The organism is Aquimarina algiphila (assembly GCF_007489275.1).
Lineage (GTDB): Bacteria > Bacteroidota > Bacteroidia > Flavobacteriales > Flavobacteriaceae > Aquimarina > Aquimarina algiphila.
Map to the genome: position 1 here is coordinate 13,184 of NZ_VLNR01000003.1, position 14,136 is coordinate 27,319.

A 14,136-nucleotide genomic window follows, 5' to 3' on the forward strand; every position below is an offset into this window, starting at 1 on the left:
ATTAATGAATAAAATAAAAGAATTATTCAATATTCAGTACCCGATAATTCAAGGAGGAATGATATGGGCAAGTGGCTGGAAATTAGCGAGTGCAGTAAGTAATGCAGGAGGACTAGGTCTTATAGGATCTGGATCTATGTATCCTGATATATTAAGGGAGCACATACAAAAATGTAAAAAAGCTACAAATAAGCCTTTTGGGGTTAATATTCCAATGTTATATCCTAATCTTGAGGAAATTATTCAGATAATAATCGAGGAAGGTGTAAAAATAGTCTTTACTTCTGCGGGAAATCCAAAAACATATACGGCTTATCTTAAAGAAAAAGGTATTACAGTAGTTCATGTGGTGAGTAGTCTGAAGTTTGCTTTAAAAGCCCAAGAAGCAGGAGTAGATGCTGTAGTAGCAGAAGGTTTTGAAGCAGGAGGGCATAACGGAAGGGATGAAACTACATCATTAACATTAATACCAATAGTTAAAAAAGAGGTAAGTATACCTTTAATTGCTGCAGGAGGGATTGCAACCGGATCTGCTATGTATGCAGTGATGGCTTTAGGGGCAGATGGAGTTCAGGTTGGAAGTCGCTTTGTAGCAAGTGACGAAGCTTCTTCGCATATAGATTTTAAAAAAATGGTGGTAGAGGCTAAGGAAGGAGATACGCAATTAACGTTAAAAGAGTTAGCGCCTGTTCGTTTACTTAAGAATAAATTTTATAATGATGTCACAGAATTATATAGTAAAGGACCTTCTATTGACGAATTAAAAGCATTATTAGGTCGTGCTAGAGCAAAACGAGGAATGTTTGAAGGAGATTTGAATGAAGGGGAGCTAGAAATTGGTCAAGTTTCAGGATTAATTCAAGATATCAAACCGGCAAAGGTCATTGTTGATGATATGATTAAGGAATTTCAAGAAACCAAAAAGAGCATGGAACAAGTCGCTATATAAATATTAAAGATGAATTCGAGAAAAGATCAACTTAATGCTTTTGATAGGTTACTAACTATTATGGATGAGCTTAGGGAGCAATGTCCATGGGATAAAAAACAAACACTGCAGTCTTTAAGGCATCTTACTATAGAGGAGACGTATGAACTTGGTGATGCAATCTTAGATAATAACCTCGAAGAGGTGAAAAAAGAACTAGGAGACTTACTATTGCATATTGTTTTTTATGCTAAAATTGGTAGTGAAACTAAAGATTTTGATATAGCAGATGTAACAAATGAAATTTGCGATAAACTGATCCATAGACATCCACATATTTATAGTGATGTTAGTGTAGAAGATGAAGAAGAGGTGAAACGTAACTGGGAAAACTTAAAGCTTAAGGAAGGGAAGAAAAGTGTTCTTGAAGGGGTGCCTCAATCGCTTCCGGCTATGGTAAAGGCAAGCAGAATCCAGGATAAAGTAGCAGGAGTTGGGTTTGATTGGGAAGAACCATATCAAGTGTTTGAAAAGCTTAAAGAAGAATTAGGTGAACTACAACACGAAGTAGAGGTGCAAGATCAGGAAAAAATAGAATCAGAGTTTGGAGATGTGCTTTTTTCTATGATTAATTATGCTCGTTTTTTAAAAGTAAATCCAGAAGACGCATTAGAACGAACAAATAAAAAGTTTATAAAGCGTTTTCAGTATTTAGAATCTAAAGCAAAACAAAACAACCAAAATTTAATGGACATGACTCTTTCTGAAATGGACATTTTTTGGGAAGAAGCTAAAAGGTTATAGAACATAAACTTCTTTATTTATACCTTCATAAAATGGATTTTATATTCTTTTACGAATTTTCTTAATTCTATCAGAATTTTGGTAAAAAATCGTGTTTTTTACTTAAGTTTTACTTGTAAGAATGCTGTTTTATAACTCTTTTTCTACGGTTTTCACTTATGTATTTTTTTTATTTGCACTTTGTTAACCCCTGTTATTGTTGGTTTTTTGAGTAAGATATTATCGGGACACCCTTTTATAACAAAATTTTAAGAAAAACAAATCGTAAATTAGACGTATTAAACATCAATCAATCAAACTGTGCGGCTAACTCAAAGAAAAACAGAATTATCATTATTGTTTTTCGGTCTTATTTTATTAATATCAGTAAAAGGATATAGTTTATCTTTTGGAGTTGATATAAAAAATGAGAGCGAAAGTTCTTATGTCTCTATCTCATCAATAAAGAATCTTTCCAATAATGATAAATCAAAAACAACTTTTCAGCACAGTAAGGTGTTGGAAAAAGATGCAATTGATTCAACCTACATATATAGAGAATTGGCATTTTCTTATGCAAATGCTAATGAATCAGAATTAGCTTGTGAATTTATCGAGAAATATATAGAATCAACGTTAGATGTTACTTTTGTAGGTCATAGTTATTTTGATCAAATTAGTACTTCGGAAGCACATATTGCATTAGCAAATAAATACCTTAAGCAATTTGGATGGTGGGCAATCTTTTGCTTTTATGTTGCTTTTGTTGGCTTTTTCTTATCTGTAGTTATAAATTTTAGAAAACGTTCTGATAGGGTAGCAAATTTGCTAATGAGCTGTTTTGTATTACTTCACTCATGCTTTATGATTCATATGGCGCTTTACTTTATGAATTATGAGTATTATTTACCGCATACATTATATCTATTTACAACATTTTCATATTTATACGGGCCATTAATATTTTTCTATTTTAAAAGAGTGACCGAGCAATATAAATTTAAACTTACTGATCTCTTACATTTATTACCAACAATATTTCTTGTGATATTGTTATTGCCTATCTACCTCTTACCAGGAGAAGAAAAATTACGTATGGTAATATATTATGAGCGACCTTACCTTACGCTAATTTCAATTTCCAAACTAACTTCTTTATTGGTTTATGGTGTTTTGGTGGTTAGATTATATATAAAATCACTTAAAAGTGAATTGTATGTTGCTAAAATAGTTAAAAACTGGCAGAGGAATATAGTGCTTTTTTGTTCTATATACATACTTTCTTATGCCATATATGCAATATTAAATATGAGTCATATTGGTAGTGGCTTTCTGTTTAATTTTCAAGTAGCTTCGATAGCTGTAATGGTGCTGTATGTTAGCTATTCTGCATTTGTGCAACCTTCACTGTTTGGAAATCTCAAAATTATAGTAACACCTCCTGTAATACAAAATACAGTAGTAAGTAATAATAAATATAAAAAATCAGGACTTACGCAAAGTTTGTCTTTAGAGCTCAAATCAAAGTTGCTGTTTCTTCTAAATGAAGAGAAAATCTATAAGCAAAATGATATTACGCTCCAAAGAGTATCTGAGTTGTTAGAAACAACAAGGCATAATACTTCACAGGTTATAAATGAACATTTTGATCTTAACTTCTTCGAATTAATTAATAAATATAGAATTGAAGAAGCAAAGGAGCTATTAAAAGGAGAGAGGTATAAAGGATTTAATATTATAGATGTTGCTTATGAAGTTGGTTTTAATAATAAGGTAACTTTCAATAAATCTTTCAAAAAATATAATCAAATAACACCATCCGAGTATCTAAAACTGTTTGTTGCATAAATGAATGATGGGGTTGAAGATATCTTTTTGTGATATTTCCCGTTTTTAGTCATAATCAATCTTTTGTGATAACAATATAATTACGTGTAGCAATGTAATTTTTGTTTGTTTAAATCGACTACTCTATAATAACAAGGTTTAGAAAATATTATGTAACAATATTTTTTATGTTATATAGATCATCATAATTTCCTGAGAGTAATTATGCGGCTAACTCGAAGAACACAAACTCTGGTTTTGATTACTATCGTTTTGTTTATTTCATCAAGTCTGTATTCATATGCAAATGAAATTGAGGTAAAAAATAAGGATAAAGATCGCTATACCCTTTTATTTTCAGATAAAATATATAAAAAAGAGTCAAATACGCATAGCGTTGACTCTATTTTGATGTTTAAGGAATTGGCACTTTTCTATGCTAAGAAAAATAAAGCAGAGTTAGCATGTGAATACCTCGAAAAATATATAAAAAGTAGTTTAGATGTCGCTTTTATAGGACATAGTTATTTTGATTCTATTAATAGTTCGAGTTCTTATGTTAAATTGGCAGATAAGTATCATAAAAAATTAGATTTTTGGTGGATACTCTGTTTATATGTAGGTTTTGTTGGTGTGTTTATCTCTATCGTTCTGAATTTCCGAAAGAGATCTGATAAAATTGCAAATCTTTTGATGAGTGTATTTTTGTTTCAACACTCTGTCTTTATTATTAATATTAGTTTGTTGCCGACAAATTATGAATTTTACTTACCGCACTCTCTGTATTTATCAACATTGTTTTCGTTTTTGTATGGTCCTCTTATTTATTTTTACTTTAAACGTGTGATTTTAAAATATAGATTTGTTTGGTTGGATGTGTTGCATTTAGTACCAACAGTTTTACTTCTGTTTTTATTGCTTCCTGTTTATAGCCTACCTGTAGAGGAGAAACTAAGGATAATGCTTGATGATAAACGGCCATATATAACTTTAATCTCAGATGTTAAGCTTATATCCTTATTGGTATATATGATTTTAGTTATTAGAATGTATGTTAAATTGGTTGTTGGTAATTCTCTTATATCCAGAGTACAACATAATTGGCAGAGAAATATCGTTGTTTTATGCTCAATACATATTGTTTCTTATGTTGTTTATAATATTTTGATGATTCGTAGAGTAATAGATGGTTTCCCTGTTCATTTTCAAATCATTTCGATTGCATTATTGATTTTGTATATAAGTTATACGGCATTCGTTTATCCTAGTATTTTTGGTGGAGGATTAAGAATGATTAAAGAGGAAGTGCAAAAAGAGCTAGATAAATATAGAAAATCAGGTTTAACAGAGACACTTTCTATAGAATTAAAGGAAAAGCTTTTATTTCTATTGAATCAAGAAAAGGTGTATATGAAAAATGACATTAATCTTCAGAAATTAGCCGAATTATTGAATACTACTAGACATAATACTTCGCAGGTAATAAATGAGCATTTTAATCTTAATTTTTTTGAATTAATTAATCGATATCGAATAGAAGAAGCTAAAAAACTTTTAAAAAGTGAGAAGGATAAGAAGGTAAATATTATAGACGTTGCTTATGAGGTAGGTTTCAATAATAAAGTTACTTTCAATAAATCCTTTAAAAAGTACAACAGAATTACTCCCTCTGAGTATGTCAAATCCTAATTGTTGACGATTACAATAGCTTTAGTAAATCTTCTTCGGAATGAGGTAAAACCTTATAGGGGTTACCTGTTTTTATGCTTGTCCCACGTTTCTTTGATCTTGTAATCATAATTTAGGAAGGGCGAATGTTATTATTTCCATTTAAACTTTGTTCAAGTTTTGTGAGAGTAAATTTGAGTTAGCCATCAAAATATTCCACCCCTTCCTTTTTATGATTATATCTAATAACTTAAGTATAATTTTTTGAAAAATTTTTTATCTATGAAAGTACATTATTACAAGTTTCTAATGTTTTTTTTCTTTGTATGTAGTTTATCATTTGCTCAGGAAAAAAATGTGTCAGGAACTGTCACAGATGACCAGGGATTACCGCTTCCGGGCGTTAATGTTATTGTCAAGAATACTAGTGGGGGAACGCAAACCGATTTTGATGGAAATTACTCTATATCGGTAAATCGAGGAGCAGTAATTTCGTTTAGTTATGTTGGTTTTGAAACCAAAGAAGTAGTTGTTGGGGATAGCGATACAATTAATATGAAATTATCAGCTTCTGCTTCAGAATTAGAAGAAGTTATTATTACAGGACAAGGTTCTGGTATTGCTAAAAGAAAATTATCTACTACGGTAGATGTTTTAAAAGCAGATGAGATTGATAAGTTGCCTTCTAATCAAATAGACCAATTACTTCAATCTACAACACCTAGTGCACAAATTAGATTAAGTTCTGGACAACCAGGTACTGCAGCAATTATTAGAACTAGAGGTGCAATATCTGCCTCAACTTCAGCTACGCCTATTGTAATAGTTGATGGTGTTAGAGTTGATAATTTGAATTCAAATGCTCAGCTAGGTATTGTTACAGGTGGAGCATCTGTATCAGCTCTAGCAGATATCCCTACAGAATCTATTGAAAGGATAGAATATATAAAAGGAGGTGCTGCTACAACATTATATGGTGCAGATGCAGCGAATGGTGTTATTCAAGTTATTACAAAGAAAGGTACTAAAGGAAAATCTAAGATATTTTATGAAGCCAGAGTTGGTGTAATAAAAGCAACTGAAGATTTTTTAAAATATGATAGAACGGCTGAAGCCTTTTTTGAGCCAGGATTATCTTTAGAACATAGAGTTGGTATAAATGGTGGTGGAGATAAGGTCACTTATAATTTTGGAGGAAGTATCTACGCTGATGACTCTTTTAATGATATTAATAAACAAGTAAGAAGAAGTTTGTCATTCGGTCTAAATGCTAATGTAACTGATAAACTTAGATATCAAGCTTCTTTTTCATATGTAGGAACAGAGACTAATTTGGATTTTAATGCAAATAGTGGTAATGCAAGATTCTCAGATTTTGAAGGTGGTGACTTGGGTGATTTGGATGTTATTTCTGATACTGATTTTGCTCCTATTAGAGAGAATTATGCTTTAATAGGTGCTTTAACGAGTAATGAATCAACAATAAATCGTTTTACCAACTCGAATAAGTTTATATATGATGTAAATGATAATTTACAAGTTAATGCTACTCTTGGTATAGATTATAGAACCGTGGTCCAAAATCAAGCTGTATCAAATGCATTACAAATCTCAAGAGGCGCTTTTCCTGATGGAACATCAGATAGAGGTGCTCTTACAAGAGCTACAAGAAATAATTTTATTGTAACTGGAGATTTAAATGTAACTCATAAGGCAGCACTTGATAACTTTTCTTTTGTTACTATATTAGGAGGACAGTTTTTTAGAAATACAGATAGACAGAATCGAATAGAAGGATCGGGTGGTGTAGATGGTACATCTCGAATTGGATTCTTTCCTACTCAGGTAGCTAGAGATTTTGTATTAGAGAATGCTAACTATGGTTTATATTTTTTAGAAAATATAGGAATATATGATGTTGCCTTTTTAGAATTTGGAGGAAGATTAGATGAAAATACTTCTGCAGGTGCTAATACAGACCCGTTATTTCTTCCAAAAGTTGGTATTACTTATAACATATCAGATCACGATTTTTATTCAGAGAGTGGTATGAGTAACATTCTTTCTAGTATCAAATTAAGAGCAAATTATGGTGAAGCTACCAATTTTGCACAACCTTTTTCAGAGGTTAAAACATTTGTACCTGATGTTTTCCTTGGCGGCTTAGCTGTTCGTTTTGATCAGCCTGGTAACACTGATTTAGTGTCTGAAAGAGTTAAAACTACAGAATTTGGTCTTGACTTAGGTTTTTTAAATAACAGAATCAATTTTAGTAGTACAAGATATGATGGGAAAACAGAAGATGCCCTATTTGTTCCTAATGCTTTACCTTCTTCTGGATTAAGAGCTCAGGTAACTAACCTTGGAGAAATATCAAACAGTGGATGGGAATTTGCTTTAAATGCAGACGTAATTAAAACTAGTGATCATTTACTAAGTGTTAATTTTTCATACAATACCAATGATAACTCTGTAGAAGATAGTGGAGGTTCACCTGCTTTCGTAGTAGGAGGGTTTAATGTAATTGGTTCTGTAATAGAACAGGGACAAAGTTTAGGTTATTTAAGAGGAACTTCTGCAACCAGAGCAGCCGATGGGACATTTACTTTTACTCCTAATGATGCTTTAGGTGATACTTTTGCTCCTAATTTTGGATCGTTTGGAATAAATTATCAATATAAAAACTTTAATCTTTTTATGACTGGTGATTATCAGTTTGGAGGTAGCTATGTAGATTTAAATTTCTTGCTAAGACATTTAAATGGAGTTGATAATACTGGTATACCTGATGACCTTGTTGGAACAACAAGTCCATTTAATTATGTTAATTTCTTTGTTTTTGACAATGACTTTGTGAAAATAAGGAATATAGGAGCTACATATTCTTTTGGAGATAAATTAAAGCCTTTTTCTAATGTAATTCTTGGGTTTACAGCAACAAATCCATTCAACTGGACATCTGGACCTGCTGATCCCGAAATTACTGGTTCTGGAATTGCTGCTCAAAATGGTTTCTCCAGTGGAGGTTTTGCCTATGGAACGGAGTCAGCTCCAAGGATATTTTTAACTTCACTGAAGTTTCAGTTTTAATTAACTTAAAAGATGAAGAATACGATGAAAAAGCTATTAATTATATTATTAACAATTACTTTATTGGTCAACTGTACAGATGATCTTAAAGATGCGACAGATTTTACCTCTGTAGAAAATCCAAACTTATTAGAAGATTCGTTTTTAGGACAATCCAATTCTTCTGGTGTTTGGTTAGAGGGTATGGACAGACAGATGTCTCTTTTCCTTAACGAAATATTAATCTTATCAGAACTAGGATCAGATAATTATGTGAATACACAGACTTTCTATAATCAATTTATGGATAATTTGGAAATTAGAATAGATGACCCTGATATGAGAGATACCCAAAATGACCTTGCCAGATTAAGAGAGATGGCAGATTTTGGTTTAGAAGAAGTAGGGCCTCAAGATCCATTATATAGTGAAGATACAGAGGCTGAGTATTATTTCTTTAAAGGTATGTCAAACTTGTTTGCTGGGATGTATTTTTCAAGAATACCTGAAGAACCAGGTGCAGTGCCTTTGACAACAGAAGAAAACTATGCAAGTGCTATTGCTTCTTTTACTTCAGCAATCGAAAGAAATAATAGTCAACCCGAATATTATTTAGCTAGAGCAAGAGCTTATTACTATTTGGGAAGAAAAGTTGAAGCTGTTGCTGATGCTCAAATGGTTATTACAATGGATAGTGATTTTGTAAGATTTGCTAGATTTGATGAAACAGATACTACTACACAACCAGCGGTTAACATTTTTGAAAATGCATTATATGAAAGAGCTATTTTTGATGATTTACAACCATTGCCGACGTTAGATTTTCTTGATCCTAAATATTCTTTTCTTACACCAGAAGAGGATGCTCCTGTATATTATCTTAAAGCAGAAGAGGCATATTTTATATTGGCAGAAGCCAATTTATCAGATGGTAATGCTTTAGCTGCACAAGGAAATATGACAGATTTGTTAGCTTTAATTGGGACTAGAGAAGTTAGAACAATTGATGACACAACAGAAGGTAGAACTCAAAGAGCACCAGGTTCAAGACCAAATAATTCTGGTGTTGTAGTAAATGGTAGACCTAATTTGGTTTTAGATAGAGATACTAGTGTTATGGTATCTTCAGTTTCAGGAACTTCACTAACACAACCAGAAATAGATGCTATGGCTAATGACGATGCAGCTTTAGAACTTCTTTATAGAACAAGACAGGAAGTTTTTATTGCAGAAGGTATTCGTTTTGCAGATATGGGAGTAAAGTTAGTTATGGATCTTAACGAGATTTTATTAAATGAAAATGTTTCTGAAGGAGATGCTGGTACTATAGCTGTAATTCCTCCGTTTGTTGATGCAGTAAAAAATGATTTGGATGCTATAACTTACGATGCTGATGCGGGAATAGCTAATACTACAATAGATTTAACAGCTATTTTGGTAGCAAATAAATCATCTGATCAAGTATTACCATTTCATTAATTTTTGAAATAATTTAATTTTAAAAAATAACCCACCAGTTTACTACTGGTGGGTTATTTCATTTATATAGGGGGCAAAATATAAAGATTTACTGTTTGATTATTTTTTTCAGTAAAGTATGATCATCAATAGTCATTTTACAAAAATAGATTCCTGAACTTTTTGAATTCATATGTTCACTTAGATTAATAGTATGTTTCCCACTAGTAGTTATTTTACTATAAATAGTTTGAGTAACCCCATATACGTCTATAATTTCAATTTTAATTTTGTTGTCATTATTTTTAGTATACCATTGTATTATTGAATTTTCATTAATAGGGTTTGGAGAAATAGTAATTTGTGAACTAGAAATTGAGGTATCTAATTTGTTACGATTTGGTTTGTTATCATACCACGTCCCATTATAATACCAACCATTTTTACATCTTAAAAGATCAGATGTTTGTGAAGCTCCATTATTACTAAAGATCATATTCGCACAAGAAGTATTTGCAAATGAATAACTATACCACCCATCTCCATTATCTGTCATAAGACTACCTGGCCACATTGTATTATTTTGTGAAGGTGTAAGGTCCCAATAATGAATAGTTGGAGAAGAATAAGAATCTGACCTAAAATAGACAGTTAGGTTTTCTGATACTTGTTCTGGATTTGTATCATACCATGTTCCTTCAAAATACCACCCGCTACCACATCGATTAAGATCTTCAGTTTGATTATTTCCATTAGTGTTAAAAATAAGATTAGTACAAGAAACACCGTCTAATGTATATGTAAACCAACCATTGCTTGCTTCGGTCATGTTTACACCAGGCCAATTAGTATTTATTACTGATGGACTTGTATTCCAAAAATATAAATTAGGGTTGTTCAAAGAACCTTTGTAATGTATAGTCATTGATTCTGTTGAAGTTGAGAAGGTAAACGTATTATTAACTGTATTAGATGCCAAACCTTCAGAATCATATGCAATTGCTTGTATTGTTGTGTTTTCAGTAATTATAATTTCCGAAGTATATAGCCTAGATGAGGTAGACGGATCATCTCCATTTAGTGTGTAATATATATTTGTGCCAGGAGTATTATCTGTGGCACTTAAAGTTACTGAAATGGATTCTCCTTGTTTAAATGAACCACCATTAGGAGACATAGTAAGAGAAGGAGGTGTGTTAGAATTATTTCCCGGTTGATTATCAAACCATTGACCATTGTCATACCATCCATCTTTATTTCTAGAAAGGTCATTGGTTTTTAATCCTCCATTATCATTAAACACAAGGTTAATACTTTCTACTCCTTCAAAAATGTAGGTATACCAATCCGAATTTTCAATTCTTGTCATTTGTGGACCAGGCCAATTGCTAGTAGTTAAGACATCTGGGAGTTCATTCCAGTAATGAACGTTTGCTTGCGACCAGTTTGCAGGTTTTTTAAAATGTATTTGTAAACCTTCGATAGGGCCAATGCTATAGTTTTTTGTTGAAATGTCAGATACAAGGCCGTTTTTGTCATATACAATAGCTTTGATTAAAGCGGATTCGGTTATTGTAAAAGTCCCAGTATATCTTGTACTACTATTACTAGGGATTTGACCATTGGTAGTGTAATAAATTGTATAAGGACTTCCAGCACCTCCAATACCTTCTAAGGTTACTTGAATTGGATTTTCAGACCTAGTAATATTTGGATTAATGATAGCAGTAGGTTGTATAGGTCCATTTACGCAGTTTTCAAAAAAACCACCACCACAACTTCCAATTAATCCCGGACCGTTTAAAACATAAATTCCTGCAGAACCTGAAGTTACACTAAAATTCAGATTACCATTAGTAGCGGCAATCTCTCTACCAGTAACAGCATCTCTATAAATACCATTGGTCATTCCAGAAATAGAAAAAGAAGCGTCCCCATCTTTTGCAAGGCCTACTATAACTTCACTATTCTGAAAAACACGGCGATACGCAACGGCATTTCCAGGAGCATTTTTCCAACTCCACGTTCCTTTTTGTAATGCAGGAACAGCTTTACGAATTGCATTCAATTTTTTAATATGTTTATATATTTTGTGCCCCGGAGCTTGATCCATAATATCTCCGTAATAGGCTCTACCAGTCTCATCAATAGATTTTTGAATACCCGAAGCATCGTGAATATCATTAAATTCTCCAGCTTTGAAGCGCATTTCCGTACCATAGTATACCGTGGGAATTCCACGCCAGGTGAACATAAAATTCATACAGGCGGCTAGATTTTCATCAGAACCCCCATAACGTCTGTTCCAGTCGTTGTTAGGTCCAAAATCATGATTATCTAACCAGGTTACTAATGTAGATGGATCGCTATACAGGTTATCATATCTGGCAGCGGCTTTTACTGTAGGAAATGATTGTCCTTCTTCAAAAGTACCATGAAAAGTTGCTTCTCCGAAAAAATCTATTACAGCTAAATCTATAGGAGCAGAATTGTTTACTGCACCTCGCCAGGTATAATAATGAGGATTTGTTTCTTCGACTGGGTGTAACTCATGACGTTTTTGTGCTACTTCGCCAAAGATGAATAGATCTGGATTTACAGCTTTAAAAGCATCATAGAAGTATAAGATATCTTCTTTGCTCATATGTTTTACCGTATCCCATCGAAAAGCATCTACTCCCATATTAATAAATGTAGTATAGGCATTAACCAAGTAATCTCTGACTACTTGATTTCCGGTATTTAAGTCTGGTGTATCCCCAGCTAAAGCACGATTTTGTAGGTTTTCTACATCATCAAACCCTTGAGCGAATCCATTTCCGGAGTGATGATACCAGTTTGGATCAGAAGTATCAACATAGTTTTCTTTACTGGGGAAATTAAATGCTTCCAAATTTTGATTATAGGGAGGGGGCATTTTAGCTAAATTGGCTCTACTCCAGATTAAACCATCTTCTGGATTAGGAGTTAATCCATCATATGCCCAATTAGAGTTGTCGGGAGCGTACCAGGTAGCTGAAGGGTCAGTATTGTATTTGATTTCAGCTACATCTTTTATTCCAAATCTCCCTGAGTGGTTTGTGACAATGTCCAAAACAATTTTCATATCACGAGCATGAATTTCATTAATTAGGTCCTGAAACGTAGCACCAGGAGATTCTAACCTAGGATCAACTTTGGTAAAATCCCATGCATGATATCCATGATAATCCAATGGACTTCGGTTATGGACTATAGGGGTAATCCATATTGCAGTGAACCCTAAATCTTTGATGTAATCTAGTTTTTGTATAAGACCTTTAAAATCTCCTCTCCACGTGACATCATTTGGATCTGTAATTGTAGGATTTATTAAAGGGTCAGGGTTGTAAGAAGACCATTCTGTTGGAGCATTATTTGAAGAGTCTCCATCAAAAAAACGGGAGGTCATTAAGAAGTAAATAGTTTCTTCTCTAAAATCGGTTTGACTGCTAGTCGATAATGGAGACAGGTATATGGCTCCTGTACATACCGTACAAAATAAAGTAAGTAGTAAATTTTTCATTAGTGTGTGTGTTTGTGTGAAATAAATTGGTTGTAACTATTTGTTTTTCATTTAATTTTTTTTTTTTTGTAAAAAGACAATTTAGATAAAATCTTGAAAGCGTTTTACCAGATTGATAGACGAAAACGTTTTCGTGTTAACAAATACATAATAAACACTCTTTTTATACTTGTAAAAAGTGTTATTATTTCAGCTTTAAATATTGTGAATAAGAGAAACTTAATATTACTCTTTTCTTAAAACGATAAAATTATCTGTGATTTCTAAGGATTTGAATTGAAATTTTTCTTTTATCCAATGCAGTGTTTTTGAAGAATAAAAGAATACATGTGTGGTATCATTTTTATACCACCATGTTTTAAAATCAATTGAAGAGTCATACAGATTAGTTTTACAGTATAGAGCTCCATTAGGAAGTAGAATAGAGTGTAAGAGTTTAAATTCTTTACTAGGAGAATAGAAATGCTCCATTACCTCACAACAAACAATGTAATCATACTTTTTTTTAAGAGCATCATCATTGATGTCAAAAAAAGGATCATAGGTGCTTATATGATATTTATTGTTGTTTAATAAATATGTAATGACAGAATTACTTCCAGACCCAAAATCTAAACCTTTATGGTTTGATGAATAATCATTTTGTACTTGCTCTATAATGGGATACACAAAATTTTGATACCCAGAATCAGTTACATCATTTTGATGTAGTTCATAACGTTCTTTTTCTGCTACGACAGACAAGAAATGTGAAGTATGAAGTAAAATACCATCACATGTAGTACACTTGCAATATTTTTTATTTTGTATTTCAGAATATAGTATAGTTTCTGAATTACAGAGTGTACATCGCATGATG

At 32.3% G+C, this 14,136-nt stretch carries 8 protein-coding genes; 6 read left to right on the forward strand and 2 right to left on the reverse strand.

The window, feature by feature from the left end; translation table 11 throughout:
* Positions 1–4 precede the first annotated feature (4 nt).
* The 6 genes from FOF46_RS01745 (at position 5) to FOF46_RS01770 (ending at position 9,754) form a co-directional block, all read left to right on the forward strand.
* Entirely contained in the window at positions 5–949 is a 945-nt protein-coding gene (locus FOF46_RS01745; RefSeq protein WP_143915286.1) for an NAD(P)H-dependent flavin oxidoreductase, read from the forward strand.
* 9 nt (positions 950–958) lie between these two features.
* On the forward strand, positions 959–1,732 hold the full coding sequence (gene mazG / locus FOF46_RS01750) for a nucleoside triphosphate pyrophosphohydrolase (protein WP_143915287.1): 774 nt from the start codon (positions 959–961) through the stop codon (positions 1,730–1,732).
* A gap of 300 nt (positions 1,733–2,032) precedes the next feature.
* Positions 2,033–3,559 (forward strand): helix-turn-helix domain-containing protein, encoded by a 1,527-nt coding sequence (locus FOF46_RS01755; protein WP_143915288.1) that lies wholly within the window; start codon positions 2,033–2,035, stop codon positions 3,557–3,559.
* 204 nt (positions 3,560–3,763) lie between these two features.
* Positions 3,764–5,227 (forward strand): AraC family transcriptional regulator, encoded by a 1,464-nt coding sequence (locus tag FOF46_RS01760; protein ID WP_143915289.1) that lies wholly within the window; start codon positions 3,764–3,766, stop codon positions 5,225–5,227.
* Between the two features lie 261 nt (positions 5,228–5,488).
* The gene (locus tag FOF46_RS01765) at positions 5,489–8,296 is read left to right on the forward strand and encodes a TonB-dependent receptor plug domain-containing protein (RefSeq protein ID WP_143915290.1); all 2,808 of its coding nucleotides are present in this window, start codon (positions 5,489–5,491) and stop codon (positions 8,294–8,296) included.
* Between the two features lie 24 nt (positions 8,297–8,320).
* Positions 8,321–9,754 (forward strand): tetratricopeptide repeat protein, encoded by a 1,434-nt coding sequence (locus FOF46_RS01770; protein ID WP_109437062.1) that lies wholly within the window; start codon positions 8,321–8,323, stop codon positions 9,752–9,754.
* Positions 9,755–9,842: 88 nt separating this feature from the next.
* Here FOF46_RS01770 and FOF46_RS01775 read toward each other — a convergent pair whose 3' ends face one another.
* Both FOF46_RS01775 and FOF46_RS01780 read right to left on the reverse strand, forming a co-directional pair.
* Positions 9,843–13,277, reverse strand: coding sequence for a starch-binding protein (locus FOF46_RS01775; protein ID WP_143915291.1), 3,435 nt, complete (start codon positions 13,275–13,277; stop codon positions 9,843–9,845).
* Between the two features lie 225 nt (positions 13,278–13,502).
* Positions 13,503–14,132, reverse strand: a complete 630-nt coding sequence (locus FOF46_RS01780) for a class I SAM-dependent methyltransferase (protein WP_143915292.1) — start codon at positions 14,130–14,132, stop codon at positions 13,503–13,505.
* Positions 14,133–14,136: the final 4 nt, after the last annotated feature.